This window comes from Streptomyces durbertensis (genome assembly GCF_014156695.1).
GTDB classification, from domain to species: Bacteria; Actinomycetota; Actinomycetes; order Streptomycetales; family Streptomycetaceae; genus Streptomyces; species Streptomyces durbertensis.
Genome location: NZ_WMLF01000018.1, coordinates 1 through 18,261 on the forward strand (window position 1 = coordinate 1; position 18,261 = coordinate 18,261).

13 protein-coding genes and 1 pseudogene are annotated in these 18,261 nt (G+C 72.0%); 5 read left to right on the forward strand and 9 right to left on the reverse strand.

Going from position 1 to position 18,261, the window contains the following annotated elements:
* Window positions 1–2,201: SpoIIE family protein phosphatase (locus GL263_RS02330; protein WP_182853844.1), on the reverse strand; the 2,201-nt coding region annotated here is incomplete at its 3' end.
* Between the two features lie 192 nt (window positions 2,202–2,393).
* Here GL263_RS02330 and aspS point away from each other — a divergent pair.
* On the forward strand, window positions 2,394–4,157 hold the full coding sequence (aspS, locus tag GL263_RS02335) for an aspartate--tRNA ligase (protein ID WP_182853845.1): 1,764 nt from the start codon (window positions 2,394–2,396) through the stop codon (window positions 4,155–4,157).
* Between the two features lie 114 nt (window positions 4,158–4,271).
* Here aspS and metG read toward each other — a convergent pair whose 3' ends face one another.
* Together metG and GL263_RS02345 are read right to left on the reverse strand one after the other, a co-directional pair.
* Entirely contained in the window at window positions 4,272–5,993 is a 1,722-nt protein-coding gene (gene metG, locus GL263_RS02340; RefSeq protein ID WP_182853846.1) for a methionine--tRNA ligase, read from the reverse strand.
* A 181-nt stretch (window positions 5,994–6,174) separates the two neighbouring features.
* Window positions 6,175–7,443, reverse strand: coding sequence for an IS701 family transposase (locus GL263_RS02345; RefSeq protein WP_182853847.1), 1,269 nt, complete (start codon window positions 7,441–7,443; stop codon window positions 6,175–6,177).
* A gap of 510 nt (window positions 7,444–7,953) precedes the next feature.
* On the opposite strand from GL263_RS02345, the gene GL263_RS02350 reads away from it, so the two are divergent.
* The gene (locus tag GL263_RS02350) at window positions 7,954–8,601 is read left to right on the forward strand and encodes a ScbR family autoregulator-binding transcription factor (protein ID WP_182853848.1); all 648 of its coding nucleotides are present in this window, start codon (window positions 7,954–7,956) and stop codon (window positions 8,599–8,601) included.
* Between the two features lie 76 nt (window positions 8,602–8,677).
* Here the strand turns inward: GL263_RS02350 and GL263_RS02355 are convergent, their stop codons facing one another.
* Entirely contained in the window at window positions 8,678–9,736 is a 1,059-nt protein-coding gene (locus GL263_RS02355; RefSeq protein WP_182853849.1) for a ScbA/BarX family gamma-butyrolactone biosynthesis protein, read from the reverse strand.
* Window positions 9,737–9,908: 172 nt separating this feature from the next.
* Here GL263_RS02355 and GL263_RS02360 point away from each other — a divergent pair, with 172 nt between their 5' ends.
* Together GL263_RS02360 and GL263_RS02365 are read left to right on the forward strand one after the other, a co-directional pair.
* A complete protein-coding gene (locus GL263_RS02360) occupies window positions 9,909–10,613 on the forward strand; it encodes a ScbR family autoregulator-binding transcription factor (RefSeq protein ID WP_182853850.1) in 705 nt (234 codons plus the stop codon).
* Entirely contained in the window at window positions 10,610–11,482 is an 873-nt protein-coding gene (locus tag GL263_RS02365) for an NAD(P)H-binding protein (RefSeq protein ID WP_182853851.1), read from the forward strand. The genes GL263_RS02360 and GL263_RS02365 overlap by 4 nt, the downstream gene beginning before the upstream one ends.
* 107 nt (window positions 11,483–11,589) lie before the next feature.
* Here GL263_RS02365 and GL263_RS02370 read toward each other — a convergent pair whose 3' ends face one another.
* From GL263_RS02370 to GL263_RS02390, 5 genes and pseudogenes are all read right to left on the reverse strand, one after another.
* On the reverse strand, window positions 11,590–12,261 hold the full coding sequence (locus tag GL263_RS02370; protein ID WP_182853852.1) for a TetR-like C-terminal domain-containing protein: 672 nt from the start codon (window positions 12,259–12,261) through the stop codon (window positions 11,590–11,592).
* A gap of 94 nt (window positions 12,262–12,355) precedes the next feature.
* Complete coding sequence (locus GL263_RS02375; protein ID WP_228456039.1) at window positions 12,356–13,672, reverse strand: MFS transporter; 1,317 nt, start codon at window positions 13,670–13,672, stop codon at window positions 12,356–12,358.
* Between the two features lie 95 nt (window positions 13,673–13,767).
* Complete coding sequence (locus tag GL263_RS02380) at window positions 13,768–14,838, reverse strand: fatty acid desaturase family protein (protein WP_182853854.1); 1,071 nt, start codon at window positions 14,836–14,838, stop codon at window positions 13,768–13,770.
* 890 nt (window positions 14,839–15,728) lie between these two features.
* On the reverse strand, window positions 15,729–16,202 hold the full coding sequence (locus GL263_RS02385) for a hypothetical protein (protein ID WP_182853855.1): 474 nt from the start codon (window positions 16,200–16,202) through the stop codon (window positions 15,729–15,731).
* Window positions 16,203–16,356: 154 nt separating this feature from the next.
* Window positions 16,357–16,496 (reverse strand): annotated as a pseudogene (locus GL263_RS02390) (IS110 family transposase); the annotation flags it as partial.
* Between the two features lie 199 nt (window positions 16,497–16,695).
* On the opposite strand from GL263_RS02390, the gene GL263_RS02395 reads away from it, so the two are divergent.
* Complete coding sequence (locus GL263_RS02395) at window positions 16,696–18,147, forward strand: MFS transporter (RefSeq protein ID WP_182853856.1); 1,452 nt, start codon at window positions 16,696–16,698, stop codon at window positions 18,145–18,147.
* The last annotated feature ends 114 nt before the right edge of the window (window positions 18,148–18,261 follow it).

The window sequence follows — 18,261 nt, forward strand, 5'->3', positions numbered from 1 at the left end:
GGTGGGGCGTCTTCGCGCATCTCGAACCAGATGACCTTGCCCTCGCCGCGCGGGTCGACGCCCCAGCCGCCGGCGAGCAGGTCCATCAGGACGAGGCCGCGACCGGAGGAGGCGAGTTCGCCGGGGTCGCGGCGGTGGGGGAGTTCGTCGCTGTGGTCGGAGACCTCGACGCGGAGGCGGCGGCTGCCGGGCTGGCCGGTGACCTCGGCGACCATCAGGGCGTCGTCCTCGGTGTGGATGAGGACGTTGGTCAGAATCTCGGAGAGCATCAGGACGGCGCCGTCCACGGCGGCGGCCGCCTCGGTGGCGTGCGGGCCGGCCGGGCCGGCGCCCGCGCCGGGGATGGACTCCGCGTCCGCCGGTGCCGCGCCCCAGTCGTAGAGCATCGCCTGGAGCTGGTGGCGGGCGTCGGCGACGCGGGAGGCGTCGGCCTGGGAGATGGTGAGCACGGTGCGGCGTGCGGTGGCGGGGCGGACGCCCTTCTCGCCGCGGCGTACGAGCAGCAGGGCGATGTCGTCCTCGCGGCGGTCGGTGAGCGGGCCGCGGGTGTGGTGGGAGGGCGGGCCGTGCACGGCCCGGACCAGTTCGTCGGCGATCTCCTCCAGGTTCGCCGTGCGGTGCCGGTCGAGGACCTCGCGGAGCCGTGCCCAGCCGGTCTCGGCGTCGTGGCCGCCGGTCTCGATGAGTCCGTCGGTGCAGACCAGCAGGGTCTCGCCGGGTTCGAGGACCAGCCGGGTGGTGGGGTAGTCGCCGTCGGCGCCGCCGCCGGTGAGGCCGGGGCCCGGGGTGATGCCGAGGGGGAGGCCGCCGGCGGTGGGGCGCAGCATGAGGGTGCCGTCGGCGAGCAGCACGGCCGGGTCGAGGTGGCCGGCGCGGGCGATGTCCATCGTGCCGAGCAGCGGGTCGGCCTCGATGTAGAGGCAGGTGGCGAAGCGGTCGTCGACGGGTTCGCCGTCCGGGGCGCTGGCGGCGGCGGAGGAGGCCATGCCGGCGAGGAAGCGGGAGGCGCGGGAGAGCACGGCCTCGGGGCGGTGGCCCTCGGCGGCGTAGGCGCGCAGCGCGATGCGCAGCTGCGACATGATGCCGGCGGCCCGTACGTCGTGGCCCTGCACGTCGCCGATGACCAGCGCGGTCCGGCCCGAGGGCAGCGGGATCACGTCGTACCAGTCGCCGCCGACCTGGAGGCCGCCGCCGGTGGGGACGTAGCGGGCGGCGACGGTCAGGCCCTTGACGTCGGGCGCCCCGGCGGGCCGCATGGTGCGCTGGAGGCCGTCGGCGAGCTCCCGCTCGCTCTCGTGCAGGTAGGCGCGGGAGAGCGCCTGGGCGAGCATCCGCGCGACGGTGGTCAGCACCGCCCGCTCGTCCGGGCTGAACGCGGCGGGCTGGGCGAACGCCGCCATCCAGGCCCCGGTGGTGCGGCCGGCGACGACCAGTGGCAGGAACGCCCAGGACTGCCGGTTGAAGCGTTCGGCGAGCGGCCAGGTCGTGGGGTAGCGGCGCTGGTACTCGGCGGGACTGGTGAGGTAGACGGCCCGGCCGCTGCGGACCACGTCGGCGGCCGGGTACGGGGTCTCCAGCGGCATGTCGAGGAACGGCAGCTCGGCGCCGTCCTCGCCGTGCCCGTGGTGGCCGATGACGGACAGCCGGTCGCCGTCCACGCCGAAGACGGCGAGCCCGTCGGGGCTGAAGCCGGGCATGGACAGCGCGGCAGCGACCCGCAGCACCTCGCTGGTGGAGCGGGCCTCGGCGAGGGCCCGTCCGGCGTCCAGCAGGAACGCCTCGCGGGAGCGGCGCCAGTCGCCGGTGACCTGGGTCTGGCCCTCGGAGGGTTCGGCGACCTCCGTCACCGTCCCGACCAGCGTGAACGGCGCGGAGTCCCGGCCGCGGCCGGGGTCGCCGCGGGGTTTGAGCCGGGTGCGTACGGTGCGCAGCACCGAGCCGTCCCGGTCCACGACCCGCATCATCGCCTCCGCGATCCGCCCCTCGGCGACGGCCAGCGTGATGATGCCGTTCAGCTCGACGAAGTCGACGACGTGGAAGCAGGCCCGCAGCGCGGACTCGGCGGCCCTCACCGGTCGGCCCGCGTCGGGGGAGAGCCCGAGGAGGCGCGCGGCCGTGGCATCGAGAATGATCTGCCGGGCCGCGTGATCCCAGGTCCAGATGCCGGTCCCGGTGGCGGCCAGCACGTCCTCGGTGCGCATACGCCCCACTTTATGGACAAGGTCCCGCTCGCGCCCGGCAGCGACCGCCGGGCGGTACCCTGATAGGCGGCTCACGCCGGATCCGCCACACACGGATCCGCCCGGATCCGCCACACACGGATCCGCCACCCGGATCCCCGCCGGCCCGGCCGGCCGATCCGCCGACCCGAACCCACTACCTTGGATGAACTGATGCACCGGTACCGGTCCCACCACTGCGGCGAGCTTCGCGCGCAGGACATCGACACCGACGTCCGGCTGAGCGGCTGGCTGCACAATCGGCGCGACCTGGGCGGCATCCTGTTCATCGATCTCCGCGACCACCACGGTCTGGTCCAGCTGGTGGCCCGCCCCGGTACGGCCGCGAACGAGGCGCTGAGCTCGCTCAGCAAGGAGAGCGTCGTCCGTGTCGACGGCAAGGTCGTCGCCCGCGGCGCGGAGAACGTCAACCCGGAGCTGCCGACCGGCGAGATCGAGATCGAGGTCGACGAGGTCGAGGTGCTCGGCGCGGCGGAGCAGATCCCGTTCACGATCAACGCCGAGGACGGCGTCAACGAGGAGAAGCGGCTGGAGTACCGCTTCCTCGACCTGCGCCGCGAGCGCATGCACCGCAACATCATGCTGCGCACCGCCGTGATCTCCGCGATGCGGCAGAAGATGACGGCGCTCGGCTTCAACGAGATGGCCACCCCGATCCTGTCCGCGACCTCGCCCGAGGGCGCGCGGGACTTCCTGGTGCCGTCCCGCCTGCACGCCGGCCGCTTCTACGCGCTGCCGCAGGCGCCGCAGCAGTTCAAGCAGCTGCTGATGATCGCCGGCTTCGACCGCTACTTCCAGATCGCGCCCTGCTTCCGGGACGAGGACGCCCGCGCGGACCGCTCGCCGGGCGAGTTCTACCAGCTCGACGTCGAGATGAGCTTCGTCGAGCAGGAGGACGTGTTCCAGGTCATCGAGAAGGTGATGACCGAGCTGTTCCAGGAGTTCGGCGGCGGCCGCGAGGTCACCACGCCGTTCCCGCGCATCCCGTTCCGCGAGGCCATGCTGCGGTACGGCTCCGACAAGCCGGACCTGCGCGCCCAGCTGGAGCTGGTCGACGTCACGGACGTGTTCGCCGGTTCCGAGTTCAAGGCGTTCGCCGGCAAGCACGTCCGCGCGCTGCACGTCCCGGACACCGCCGACCAGCCGCGCAAGTTCTTCGACCAGATGGGTGACTTCGCCGTCGAGCAGGGCGCGAAGGGCCTGGCCTGGGTGCGCGTCGGCGACGACAGCTCGCTGACCGGCCCGATCGCCAAGTTCCTCACCGAGGAGAACGTCAGCGCGCTGCTGACCGCGCTCGGCGCCAAGCCCGGTTCGGCGATCTTCTTCGGTGCCGGCGACTTCGACGAGGTCTCGAAGATCATGGGCGCGGTGCGGGTCGAGGCCGCCCGGCGCGCCGGGCACTTCGAGGAGAACGTCTTCCGCTTCTGCTGGATCGTCGACTTCCCGATGTTCGAGAAGGACGAGGAGACCGGGAAGATCGAGTTCTCCCACAACCCGTTCTCCATGCCGCAGGGCGGCCTGGACGCGCTGGAGAACATGGACCCGCTGGACATCCTCGCCTGGCAGTACGACATCGTCTGCAACGGCATCGAGCTGTCCTCCGGCGCCATCCGGAACCACGAGCCGGAGGTCATGTACAAGGCGTTCGAGATCGCCGGCTACTCCCGGGAGGACGTGGAGCGCGAGTTCGGCGGCATGCTGCGGGCGTTCAAGTTCGGCGCCCCGCCGCACGGCGGCATCGCGCCGGGCGTGGACCGCATCGTGATGCTGCTCGCCGACGAGCCGAACATCCGCGAGACGATCGCCTTCCCGCTCAACGGCAACGCCCAGGACCTCCTCATGGGCGCCCCCAGCGAGGTCGACGAGGCCCGCCTGAAGGAACTGCACCTGTCGATCCGCAAGCCGCAGGTGAAGTAGTGAAGTAGTCCCGGCGACACTCACGGCGAAGGCCGGCTCCCGGAAGCGGGAGCCGGCCTTCGCCGTGTGTCCGGCGTCGAACGGGGTGTCGTGCGGGGGCCTGGGCGGCGCCGGTCAGGCCGCCGTGTCGGCGCCGAAGCGCTCGCGGTACGCGGCCAGGTCGTCCTCGGTGATCTTGGCGAAGAGCACCGGCGGCACGGTGAACGGGGTGCCGGCCGGCACGGCGTCCAGCGCGGCGGCGGCCTCGTGGCCGACCCACGTCGCCGTGTCGTCGGCCAGGTCGAACGCCTGCCGCATGGCCCGCGCCGAGGCGGGGATGAACGGCTCGGAGACAACCGCGTACAGGTGGATCAGGTTCATCGCGGTGCGCAGGGTGAGCGCGGCGGCGTCCTGGTCCGTCTTGATCTCCAGCCAGGGGGCCTTCTCCTCCAGGTAGGAGTTGCCGGCGCTCCACAGCGCGCGCAGCGCCTGCGCGGCCTTGCGGAACTGCAGCGACTCCATGTGCTGCTCGTACTCGCCGAGCAGCCGGCTGATCTCGGCGCCCAGCTTGCGCTCGGCGTCACCGGCCTCGGCGCCGGCCGGCACCTCGTCGCCGAACCGCTTGCGGGAGAAGGACAGCACCCGGTTGACGAAGTTGCCGAGGGTGTCGGCCAGGTCCTTGTTCACCGTGGCGGAGAACAGCTCCCAGGTGAAGCTGGTGTCGTCGGACTCCGGGGCGTGCGACATCAGGAAGTAGCGCCAGTAGTCGGCGGGCAGCAGCTCCAGGGCCGCGTCGGTGAAGACGCCGCGCCGCTGCGAGGTGGAGAACTTGCCCCCGTAGTACGTCAGCCAGCTGAACGCCTTGACGTAGTCGACCTTCTTCCACGGCTCGCGGGTGCCGAGCTGGGTGGCGGGGAACATCACCGTGTGGAAGGGGACGTTGTCCTTGGCCATGAACTCCGTGTACCGGACGTCGGAGGCCGCGTCGCCGTACCACCAGGACTGCCAGTCCCGGTTCGCCGGGTCCTGGTCCGCCCACTCCTTCGTGGCGCCGATGTACTCGATCGGGGCGTCGAACCAGACGTAGAACACCTTGCCTTCGGCGGCCAGTTCGGGCCAGGCGTCGGCCGGCACCGGCACGCCCCACTCCAGGTCGCGGGTGATGGCCCGGTCCTGGAGGCCCTCGGTGAGCCACTTGCGGGCGATGGACGACGCCAGGGTCGGCCAGTCGCCGCCGACCTCGTCGATCCACGCCTCCACCTCGCCTGCCAGCGCGGACTGCAGGAGGAAGAGGTGCTTGGTCTCGCGGACCTCCAGCTCGCTGCTGCCGGAGATCGCCGAGCGGGCGTCGATCAGGTCGGTCGGGTCCAGGACCCGGGTGCAGTTCTCGCACTGGTCGCCGCGCGCCTTGTCGTAGCCGCAGTGCGGACAGGTGCCGACGATGTAGCGGTCCGGCAGGAAGCGGCCGTCGGCGAGCGAGTACACCTGGCGGACGGCCCGCTCCTCGATGAAGCCGTTCTCCTTCAGGCTGCGCGCCACCCGCTGGGTGATCTCCACGTTCTGCGGGGAGGAGCTGCGGCCGAAGTAGTCGAAGCGCAGCCCGAATCCGTCGTACACGGCCTTCTGCGCGTCGTGCTGCTGGGCGCAGAACTCGGCGACGGGCAGGCCCGCCTCCTTCGCGGCCAGCTCGGCGGGGGTGCCGTGCTCGTCGGTGGCGCAGATGTACAGCACGTTCTCGCCGCGCTGGCGCAGGTAGCGCGCGTAGACGTCGGCCGGGAGCATGGACCCCACCATGTTGCCCAGGTGCTTGATCCCGTTGATGTAGGGAAGGGCGCTGGTGATGAGGTGTCGAGCCATTGCGGCTGCTCCCAATTCGGTTACCGTGAGTGACTGTCGGCTCGGAGGAGCCGGCTCGTATGGTATCCGAGGCGGTCGACGCGCCCGCCCGCCTTTTCGCCTGCCGGAACGGGTCCGCCGCCGGTCGGAAGCAGGTCCGCCGCCGATCGGAAGCAGGCCCGCCGCGGGTCGGGAGCGCGGCTCAGCCTGTGCGTAACGCGGCGGTGGCGGGGAGCCGCAGGGGTACGCGGGCGGCGGCGGCCGGGTGCAGGGCGTGCGCGGTGGCGAGCAGCCGTACCGCGTGGGCGACGGACGTCAGCGTGGTGTGCCGGTGCCAGCCGGGGTACGTGCGGCCCTCGAAGTCGCGGACGCCGACCTCGTCGGTGATGTCCACCAGGTCGCGGTCGACGCGGCGGGTGAGCTTGGTGAGCCGCAGCAGTACGCCGGAGGGGGCGTCGACGAGGTCGGTGAGCCAGAAGCGGGAGGGGCGCCCCCCGGCCTTGTCCCACTCGCCGACGAGGACAAGCGGCCGCTCGCCGACGCCGGTCCGGCGGACCGCGCCGCCGGTGAGGTTGACGGGGACCTTCGCGACGAGGCTGGTGCGGACGAGCCCGGAGGCCGGGTCGGTCCACTCCACCGCGCGCCGCAGCCGGTGGACGGCGGACATCACGTGGTGGGCGGCGACCGTGCGCCGGCGGTAGCCGGACAGCGCGATGTCGGCGGGGGTACCGACGTCGGTGTCCGCGCCGATCCGCACGACAAACGGCAGACCGGCGGCGCTGAGCACCGTGACGGCCGCGGTGGAGGCGCCCTCGGGGGCGGCACCGGCGGCGCCGTCGGGGGAGAGGTCGAGGACGATGGGGCGGCGGGTCAGGCCCCAGCCGGCGGCGACCTCCAGCGCGGTGTTCGCGGCGGCGCCGTCGGGCGTGAGCCGGGGCTCGTCGTCGGGGATGCCGCCCTCCCGCCGCCGGGTGGGGCTGTCGAGCCACTCGACGGGGATCCGCAGGCGCCAGTTGACCGGCGTGCTCGCGACCTCGTTGGCGAGCCAGAGGCCGTGTGCCTCCTGGCAGTTGACGGGGCTGCCCAGGCCGGGCAGGGCGCGTCTGGCGACGCCGACGGAGTGCGAGCCGGCCTTCGGGATGACCAGCGGGCGCACCACCCAGGCGGTCGGCCGCAGCGCGCTCTCCATGTGGCGGGCGAGCGCGGCGCGGACGTCGGACCACGGCCACGTGGAGCAGCTGACGAAGTGCTGCAGGCTCTGTTCGACCGCGGCCGTGCTGGGGTGGTCGTCGGCGTCGCCGCGGGTGCGGGCGGCGATCTTGCGGATGGACTTGCGGCCGGGGACGGTGAGCAGGCCGAGCACGTACTGTTCGGCCTTCCGCCGCTGGTCGCTGCGGCGCAGCGACGCGAACACGGTCGGGCACAGCTCGCGGGCCACGGCCTCCGAACCGAGGTCTCTGACGGTTGACACGCGTGCGTTCACAACGTCCCCCTTGCCTGTTCCGACAGGGACCGGGGAGTGGCTCCCCGTCGAGTGGGCCGCGGAGCCGGTGGTGGCAGGGCGAGATCAGGTACTCCGCGAGATGCGCAACAGAGGTGACTGTAACAAACCGACCTGGCAGTTTGTAGCGGTAGGAAGCGGACTTTCCACGCCCTGTGAGCGGACACGCGAGGGCGGTCCGCGTCCCGCTGCCTGTCGCCTGTGTGAAAATGCCGCTCTCATCTGCGGAAATGTGACGGCAGGCCCTGCTCGGGGCGGAGGGGCGGGATCCCCGGGCGAGAAGGGAGAGAAAGCTTACGTACATCCGTCGGGTGGGCGACCGAGCAATTGACATACCGTTGATGCTGTTTTTAACTGGGGGACAGATCCCCAGGTGGGCGGTGTCGTCCGGAGTCGGCCGGTGACGTTCGGAGTCGTTCGCAGCCGCCACAGCGTCCCTCCCCGGCTCCCCGGTGGGCCGGGACGGCCGAAGGAAGTCCCATGAGACAGGAGAGGGCGGAGCGGACCCGGTCCGCGCTTGTGCTGGCCGCTGCCGGCCAGTTCGACCGGCAGGGCTACGAGCGCACGACCCTCGCCGACGTCAGCCGGCGTGCCGAGGTCAGCAAGGGCGCACTGTCGTTCCACTTCACCAACAAGGCGGAACTGGCCGACACGGTCCAGTCCTTCGGGTGCGCCAAGGCGAGGGTCTGGCTCGCCCGCCTGCGGGAGCGTGAACAGCCGGCGCTCCAGACGCTCGTCGACATGACACACGTCATCGTCCGCCAGTTGCACGAGGACGAGTTGACGCGCGCCGGGGTGCGGCTGACCAGCGAGCGGGAGACGCCGTGCGAGTCGCCGCTGCACCTGCCGGCGGTCTGGCAGGCGGTGTTCCGGCGGGTCGCGACGGACGCCGTCGCGGACGGCAGCCTCTCGCCGGGGCGGTCCCCCCGCACGGTCGCCGCGCTCGCGCTGTCCCTCGTGATGCACGAGCAGGTGCGGGCGCGGAAGGTGGATGACGGGGAGCACGCCCGGCTGACCGACATGTGGTCGCTGCTGCTGCCCTCGCTGGAGGGGACGCGGACGGGATCGGGGTGGCGGCCGCGGGCGGGCGGTACGGAGGTGGCCGGAGGTCTTCCGGTCACCGGGTAGCCGCCCGCCCTTCGGCGGGCTCCCGGGCGCGTCCGGCTCAGCCGACCTGGTCAGCCGACCTGGTCGGCCGACCTGGTCAGTCGACCTGGAAGGGGTCCTCGCCGGTGGCGTCGCGCAGGGAGGCGGTGAAGACCGTCTCGCCGTCCTGCTCGCCGGTGACGCGTACGGCCGCCGAGGCGGCCCCCCGCGCCGGGGCGTACTCGGTGCGCAGCAGGCACGGCGAGTCGAACTCGGCGTAGCGGTTGAACGCGGAGGTCAGCAGCACGGGGTGGAACGGTGCGGGATGGGCGACCGCGGAGGCCGCCTGGCAGGCCGCCTCCAGCAGCACCATCCCGGGAACGTGGTCGACAGGGTGGTCGAACAGGGTGGCGTGGCCGGTGTCGACGCGGAGGCAGAAGACGGCCGGGTCGAGGGTCGGCGAGAGCACGATGTCGTGCGGGCTGTGACGGCCGACGTAGGGCGGGTGGAGCGGCGCGGTCCGCTCGAAGGCCGGCGTCCGCGGCGCCTGGTCGGCGCGCAGCCGGGCGTCCCGCAGGCGCTGGTAGACGCGAGGGGAGACGCTGGCGAAGTCGGCGCCGCCGACGGCGACGGTGCGGCCCTGGGCGCGCAGGGTCAGTTCGGCGCGGAACCCGGTCACGTTGGTGCCCTTGCGTCGCAGGTCGGAGCAGTGCGCCGTGAGGTCGACGTTGGTGGGTGTGGGTCCGACGCGCAGTCCGTCCAGGCTGGTGCGGTAGTGCATCCCGTGCATGACGAAGTGGTGGCCGAAGGGTATGCCGTACTCGGCATGCGCGAGAACAAAAACGGACTGTCGGATTGTTTCGGCGACAAGCGTCGGCGAGTGGTGGGCCGCGGTGGGCGGCGTGAAGAAACTGTGCGACCGCGGCCACTGGGCGGAGAGGGCGAAGCGGTTCTCGCCGCGTCGCGCCCAGCCGGTGAGGAAGACCTCGCTGAGGGCCGCGCGGTGGACCAGTTCGCGCGGCACGGTCGCGGAGTGGCCGAGATGGCCCGGGGACCCGGTGGGCCCGTCGGCTCCTGCGACTCCGGCGTCTCCGGCGGCTCTGTCCGTCCGGTCCCGCGGATCGAGGACGAGGGGGGTGGCACTGCTTCCAGGGGGTGCGAGCACGCTGCTCTTCATGGCTGCTCCGATGAGGTCGGTTTCTGCTACCCGGGAGGGGTCGTGCCATGCGCTGACGAGTACAATAAAAACTGGCCGGTCTCTTTTCAATGGGTATGCGGATACTTCGTGTGATGCCCGGACTGTCGGAAGATCGTCAGGGGGAGGCGGTTGGCGCGGAACAGGAGTTGCGATGGCACAGCAGGAGCGGGCGCTACGGACGCGGGCGGCCATCGTCCGGGCCGCGGCCGAGGTGTTCGGCGAGATCGGCTACGAGGTGGCGACGATCGCCGACGTCCTCAAGGCGGCGGGGGTCACCAAGGGGGCCCTCTACTTCCACTTCGCCTCCAAGGCGGAACTCGCCCAGGCCGTCATCGACGCCCAGGCGACCGCGCTGCCCGACCTCCCCGACCAGCCGATAAAGCTGCAACTGCTGGTTGACCAGGGCATGTTGCTCGCCCACATGCTGGGCCACGACCCGCTTGTCCAGGGCAGCGTCCGCCTCACCATCGAACAGGCCGGAAGAGGCGGCCCGGACCGCAGAGGCCCCTACCTCAACTGGACGGAGGTCACCGTGCGGCAGCTCCAGGACGCCCAGCGGCAGGGCGAGTTGCTTCCCCATGTGCAACTGGAGGACGTGGCACGCCTCCTCGTCGGATCGTTCGCCGGAGTACAGGGCATGTCCAAGGCTCTGACCGACTACGCCGACCTCGCCGACAGAATCGCGACCCTCTACCAGAGCGTGTTGGCGACCGTGGCGCTGCCCGCCGTGCTCGGCCGGCTCGACATGGCACCCCAACGCGGCGCGCGACTCATGCAGTTGATCGAGGCCGAGCGGGCGGAGGCCGCGCGGACGGGCGCCCCCGGCACCGGCCCGCAACAGGCGGGGTCGGCATGACAACCGTGATCACCGGCGCCACCGGGACCGTGGGTCGCGCGGTCGCCGCCCGGCTCGCCGCCGACGGGCGTCCCGTGCGGCTGCTGAGCCGCAGGCCGGAGGCGGCGGGCGCGCTCGCCGGCCGGCGCGGCGTCGAGACCGTCGCCGTCGACCTCGGCGACGGCCCGGCGCTGCGCGGCGCGTTGGCCGGGGCCCGCGCCCTGCTGGTGATCACCGCGGACCCGCTGCGACCCGATCACGACCGGAACCTCGTCGAGGCCGCCGGGGAACTGCCCGAGCGTCCTCGCCTGGTGAAGCTCTCCGCCCTGGCCGTGACCGACCCCGAGGCCGACGACCTCATCACCCGCTGGCAGCGGCGCAACGAGGAGCTGGTGACGTCCAGCGGACTGCCGTGGACCCTGCTCCGCCCCCGCGCGTTCATGAGCAACACGCTCTCCTGGGCCGCCGACATCCGCGCCCGCCGCGTCGTGCGCGCGCTCGGCGGCGACGCCCGCAACGCCTGCGTCGACCCCCGGGACATCGCGGCGGCGGCGGTCGCCGCCCTCACCTCGCCCGGCCACGACGGCCGCGCCCACCACCTCACCGGCCCGGCCGCGATCTCCCCCGCCGAGCAGACCGACCAGCTCGGCAGGCTGCTCGGCGTCCCCCTGGAGTACCGGGAACCGAGCCGCGCCGAGGCCGCCGAACGCCTGGCGGCCCGCTACCCGGAACCGGTCGTGGAAGCCCTCCTCGCGTCCGCCGACCGGATGCGGGCCGGAGGCAAGCAGCGGGTGGAGGACGGCGTCCGGGCGGCCACCGGCCGCGAGCCCGCCTCCTTCGCCGCCTGGGCGGCGGACCACCTCCCCGCCTTCCGCCCCGCGGAGGCGTAGCCGCACCGCGGCGGGGGGCGTCGGCGGACGGGCGGCGACGCGCAAACGCCCTCTCCGGCCCGTGGGACCGGAAGAGGGCGCTGGCGGGACGGGCGTGAGCCGGGGCGTCAGGCCTTGATGCCGACAAAGCGGCCCATGGCGGCGGCCGCGTGGTCGACAAACGCGGCCGGGTCCTCGCCGAACGCGGCGATGTGGCCGAAGACGGAGAAGCTTGTCATGCCGAAGAGCTGCGTCCAGGCGATGAGCAGTCGGCCGATGACCGGCTCGGGCAGCCCCTCGGCCATGCCCTCGGCCAGTCCGCGCACCGCCGCCGCCACCGGCTCGGGCAGCGGCTCCGGCTCCCCGGAGGTGAGCGCGTCGGCCTCGGCGGCGTCCCGCAGGGAGCCGATCAGGGCGAACGCGGTGCGGGCGCCGGCCACCATGGTCTCCGGCGGGGCGTCGTAGCCGGGGATGTTGGTGCCGTAGATCAGCTCGTACTCGTACGGGTTGTCGGTCGCCCAGTCGCGGACCGCGCGGCACACCGCCACCCAGCGGTCGAGGGGCTGCGCGGCAGCCTCGCGGACCTGCGCCAGCGCCTGTTCGGCGCGCTCGCCCATGCCGTCGTAGGCGTCGACCACCAGCGCGGTCAGCAGGTCGTCGCGGGTGGCGAAGTGGGCGGCGAACTCGTCCTCGGACAGGCCGAGTTCGGCGCGCACGGAGTCGGGGGTGAGGACAAGCGCGCCGCGCTGGTGCAGCTGCCGGGTCGCCTCCGCCTTGATGGCGGCCGGGTTGGTGGTCATGCCCCCACCGTGCACGCCGGGCGGGGCGGCCGCCACCGCCCCGCCCGGACTTCGTCACCTCGCGGTACTCGGCGTCAACGCGCCGACCGGGCCCTCACCCCCAGTCGGCGGACACGCCCGTCGTGCGCGGGCCCAGCAGCCGCACGGTGACCGCGACGATCACCATGGCCAGCGCGACCGTGGTGAACAGCCACACCGGCCCGGCGGCGTCCAGCACCGGCAGCAGCGCGAACGGGATCGCCGCCGCGCTGAGCTTCGACAGCGAATAGGCGGTGCCCGAGGCGCTGGCCCGGATGTCCGTCGGGTACTGCTCGGCGAGGTAGACGTGCGAGACGGTCGAGAACACGTTGCTGAGCAGGGTGAACGCGATGCCGAACGCGACGATGACGGGTGCGCTGCCGGCGAACGCGAAGCCCATCCCGCAGGCCGCCATCAGCAGCGACGAGACCATCACCAGCATCCGCCGCTCCACCCGTTCCATGATCGGAACCGACAGCAGCGAACCGAGCGGATAGCCCAGGTAGGACATCGCGGCGAACCCGATGCTCTCCAGCACGCCGAAGCCCTTGGCGCCCAGCACCAGCGGCGCCAGACTCCCGAAGCCGTAGTAGCCGACCACGGACAGCCCGCACAGCACCCACAGCATCACCGTGCGGCGGCGGAAGCGCGGACTGAACAGCTCCCGCAGCCCGGCGCCGCGCGTCGGGACGCGCTTCGGCGCCGGCGCCGGCTCGGCCAGCTTCGCGCCGCCCGCCACGGCCTCGTCCTCCATGGCGGTGACGATGCGGTCGGCCTCGGCGTGCCGGCCGCGCGTCTCCAGCCAGCGCGGCGACTCCACCATGCCGCGCCGCATGATCCACACCACGGCCGCGCCGAGCGCGCCGAGCACGAAGAGCCAGCGCCAGCCGTCGACGCCCAGCGGCGTGAGCGGCACCAGCCACAGCGCGGCGAAGCCGACCGCCGGCACCCCGCAGAAGCAGATCGTGTACGCCCACGCGGTGAACCGGCCGCGCTTGTTGGCCGGCAGCGTCTCCGACAGGTAGCAGTCGGACAGCGCCTGTTCGGCGCCGATGCCCATGCCCGCGATGAACCGGGTGACGATGAGCCACGCCGCGTTCGGCGAGAACGCGCCGAGCAGCGTGAAGAACGAGTACAGCCCCAGGTTGATCATGAACGCGCGGCGGCGGCCGAACCGGTCGCCGACCCGCCCGAGGAGGATCGACCCGAAGAACTGCCCGAGGAACGCCGACGCCAACGCCAGTTTCAGCGCCGTGCCGTCCATCGCGAACTCGGTCTGCACGACCTTCGCGATGGTGCCCGACAGGTTGTTGTCGAAGCTGTCGAAGAACAGCCCGACGCCGATGACCAGCGTCAGCCTGCGGTGCGTGGGCGTGATCGGCAGCCGGTCCATACGGGGACCGACCCCCGGCTTCTCACCCGCGGCCGTTCCCACGGCCTGAGGCGCGGGCGCCGCCGGCGCGGCGCCCGCTCGTTGGACGATCGACATCAGGACGCCTGCCTTGCTCTGATCGGGGCCGCCACCTCGTCGAGGAACGTCGCGACCTCACGGTAGGAGCGGAAGAAGCCGACCTCCTTGTACGGGATACCGCGCTCGGCGCAGTACTCCATGGTCAGCTCCCGCGCCCTGGGCAGACTCCGCTGCGGCATCGCGGGGAACAGGTGGTGCTCGATCTGGTAGTTCAGCCCGCCGTAGACGAAGTCCATCAGCCAGGACGGGCGGATGTTGCGGGAGGTGAGGACCTGGCGCTCCAGCCAGTCCAGCGTCTCCTCCTCGCCGTCCCGCAGCTCCATGCCCTTGTGGTTCGGCGCGAAGATCATGCCGAAGTAGACGCCCTGCGCGGCCTGTTGGACGACGATGAACGCGACCGCCTGCAGCGGCGTCAGCACCCAGAACACCGCGCCCAGGTACAGCGCGGCACGGGCCGCGATGATCGAACCCTCCAGCACCGGCTGGCGGACCTGCCGCCGCGCGATGTTCCGGTAGGCGGTCATCTGCATCTTGAACAGCTCGCACACCAGCAGCAGGAAGAACAGCACACCCTGGTGGCGCACGATGAAGCGTTGCCTGCGGGTGCGGCTGGCGTACTGCTTGCGGTCGAAGATCGCGGTACGACGGCCGATGTCGGGATCGAGGTCCAGGTGGTTGGGGTGCGAGTGGTGGCGGTTGTGGTGGTTCACCCACCAGCCGTAGCTGATGCCGTTGACGAAGTTCGCGTGGAACAGGCCCACCGCCGTGGCGAGCCGCTTGCTGCGGAACATCGCCTTGTGCCCGGCGTCGTGCCACATGAACGACGACTGGCCGCCGCAGAACCCCATCCACACGGCGACGAGCAGCGTCCACCAGCTCGCGCCCACCAGGACGAACGCGGTGAGCCCGGCGACCAGCAGCGAGGTGTTCAGGGCGAGCTTTCCGACGTAGTAGCGCGGCCGCAGATCGAGCAGGCCCTCGGCCTTGACCCGCCGCAGCAGCTCGGCGAACGTCGCGGACTGGCCCGGTTCCGCACCGGGCGGCGCCCCCTTGGCGGGAGCGGTTGTGGTTCTCTGCGCGGACTGCATAGAGGTGATCTCCTTGTGTCGCAGCGCCGGGGAGGTCGCACCACGCTCGTCAACCCACCTGATAACGCGCTGACCACCGTCTGACGCCCACCCCGCAGCCGGCCGGTCCACCGGTTTCCGTGCCACCCCGGCCCCGCCCCGTGCCCGCGCCGCGCGGAGGCGCTGCCGCTGTGGACGCCCCTGGCGCCGGTCCCGGTCGCGGGTGCCGCTTGTTGCCGCGCTTGTGGTCCTCCTCGGCGAAGCCGGCCGCTCCGCCCGAGCCCGCGCCGCCCGCGTCGGCGGAAACAGGCGTCCCCCACGGCGGCTGTCGCTGCTCGGGCAGACCGGTGGCGTCAGGATGCTCGGCCTCGGCCTCCCGGTGGCACTCACCGGCCGCGCGGGCTGAACCGGGGCGCGGCGGCAAGCAGGCACACATCGAGTCGCGAACGACCTGAACTTCCGGCGCCGCTCGGAGGGTCGGCCCGCAGGGCGCGCGACGCACCGGGCAGAGGCGCTGACCTGGCAGCGCGCCCAGGGCTTCCAGTGCGACTGGCCTCCGGTGACCGACCCGCAGCACCGCCCCCGGAAAACCCATTCCTCAACAAAAGCTCAAAGGTCTCGACTCGCCCTCGGGCGCCGCCGTATCGTCGAGATCGACCGCTGGGGCGTGCGGCCACGAGGAAAGCCTGATGACCGCATTCGCGTCGCAATTTCAGGCGTAGCATAGAAATACCGGCCCGGAATTCTCTTCGGGCCGGAGCGACGCTTTTTCGGAAACGCGCAGCCGGCCTTCATTGAAAATCTTCCGCAAAGGGAATCTTTGCGCACGAAAAACCTCCGCCGGAATGATGCTCCCGGCGGAGGTGGTGAGCGGAGGCCCGGGGGAGGGTCTCCGCCCACAGCTCAGTGGATCAGTAGTAGCTCACGGTCGCGATGTGTACCGGGCTCATGCTCTTCACGCGGACCTCGAGCATCGACATGGTGTTCGGGTCCCACTTGATCTTCCCGTCGCCCTTCTTGCCGCAGCCCACGGACTGCCACTCCCTCGGCTTACGGTCGTCCCCCATCCTGGCCTGCACACACGCCGACTGGTTGGTGCCGCTCTGGACGCTCCAACGGACGGGCATGGACTTCTCCGTCGGGGCGCTGGTGCGGGAGCAGGTCTTGGAGACCTTGCCCCACTTGAACGGCAGTCCGACCGCCTTGCCGCTACAGCGCAGCGCTCCGACGTCCGCCGCCTGGTCGGCGGAGGCCTCCGCGACGGCCGGCGCCACCGGGGCCTGCTCGGCGGCGCCGGCCGTCGGTGCGGCCGCAAGCAACGTTGGCACCAGCAGCAGCGGCGCGGCAATCGCGAACCGGCGCCCGTTCCGAACTCGATCAGTCATAGCAGTTTTCATTTGTCTCCCCTTGTTCTCGCCGGCCTGGTCAGGGTCGGCGATGCTGCTTTTGCTTGAACGGCGAGAACGTTACCAGTGGGGCCAGTTAATGTCCATCGGGTACCTGCAGAATAACGGAATCCGGGTATCCGCTTCCTTGCCTGATGCCACATGCGAGGGCGGAGATGACGGTGTCGAGGCTGCCGTGCCCGAGAGGACGACGGTCTGTTCCTCCAGTGCGCCGAAGACATCGTCGATCAGCCGCTGGTCTGTGCGCGGGGCCTTGGGCCGGATCAGTTCGACACCGACCCGCATATCGCACCACCAGCGGGAGCGGACCGTCGCCGCGCGGCGGGTCGCTACGCTGCCAGAACCCCGGCTCGCGAGCATCGGGAAGAGGGGGAACCGGGGCGTGTCAGTAGGGCGTCAGCGCGGTGTCAGGGTGTGGGGGGAGGGTCCGGTAGGGCTGACCGACCCACGCCACCGACCTGGAGCTTCACACATGACCACCGAGGCACAGCCGGCGCCCGCCGCCGGCAGCTCGTCGACCCGACCGACCACGGCGCCGCCGGGCGGAGCGGCCTCCTGGGCCACCCTCCTGGTCGTGCTGACCGGCGCCTTCATCACCGTCCTCGACTACTTCATCGTGAACGTCGCCGTGCCGTCGATCCAGAGTGACCTGGGGGCGAGTACCGCGCAGGCGCAGCTGGTGATCATCGGCTACGGCGTCGCGTTCACCGCCGGCATGATCACCGGCGGCCGGCTGGGCGACCTGTACGGGCGCCGCCGCATGTACGCGCTCGGCCTGGCGCTGTTCACGCTGGCCTCCCTGGCCTGCGGGATCGCCGGCAGCCCGGAGGCGCTGATCGCCGCGCGCGTGGCGCAGGGGATCGCGGCGGCGCTGCTGGTGCCGCAGGTGCTCGGCATCCTCAGTTCGACGTACGAGGGCGAGCAGCGCGGCAAGGCGTTCAACGCCTACGGCCTGGCCGTCGGGCTGGCCGGGGTGTTCGGCCAGCTGGTCGGCGGTGTGCTGATCAGCAGCGACATCGCGGGCCTCGGCTGGCGCACGATCTTCCTCATCAACCTGCCGGTCTGCGCGGTGGCGCTGCTGCTCACGGCCCGCGTGGTGCCGGAGTCGCGGGGCGACGGCCGGGCCCGGCTGGACCTCGTCGGCGCGGTGCTGGTGACGGTCGCGCTGGTCTCCGTCGTGTACCCGCTGGTGCAGGGGCACGAGAGCGGCTGGCCGGTGTGGGGATGGGCGGCGCTGGCGGCCGCGGTGCCGCTGTTCTGGCTGTTCGTGGCGCATCTGCGGCGGCTGACCCGGCAGGGCGGCTCGCCGCTGGTGGACCTGGCACTGTTCCGGCAGCGCAGCTTCTCCGTCGGACTCGTGGCGCTGGTGAGCTACTTCATGGCGATGGGCTCGTTCTTCTTCCTGCTGGCGTACTTCCTCCAGCAGGGCCGGGGTTACTCGCCGCTGGAGTCGGGTCTGCTGTTCCTGCCGCTGGGCATCGGCTACTTCGGGGCGTCGCTGCTGTCGGCGCGGATCGGTCCCCGGGCGACGGGGCTCGGCCCGGTGATGCTCGGGGTCGGCTACGTGCTGCTGGGTGTGCTGGTGCTCGCGCTCGGCGAGGGCACCAGCGCGCTGTGGACGATCCCGGCGCTGCTGGTCGCCGGCCTCGGCATGGGTATGACCACGGGCCCGCTGACGGGCGCCGTGCTGGCGGGTGTCGCGGGCGAGCACGCGGCGTCGGCCTCCGGCGCGGTCAACACCATGCAGGAGGGCGGCGCGGCGCTCGGCGTCGCCATCGCGGGCACGGTGTTCTTCCCGGCGCTGGCGCGCGGCGACTCCTACGGGGAGGCGTTTGTGCTGGGCCTGGTGCCGCTGGTGGTCTTCGCGGGGTGCGCCGCCGTGCTGTGGCGGCGGATGCGCCCGGTCGGCCGCGACCTGGGCTGACCAGCGGCCCGAACGGCCCGAACGGCCCGAACGACCTGAACGACCCGGACCCCCGGCGCCCCGGCGCCGGGGGTCTTGTCGTGTCGGCACGAACCCACATCCGATCAGCGCGGC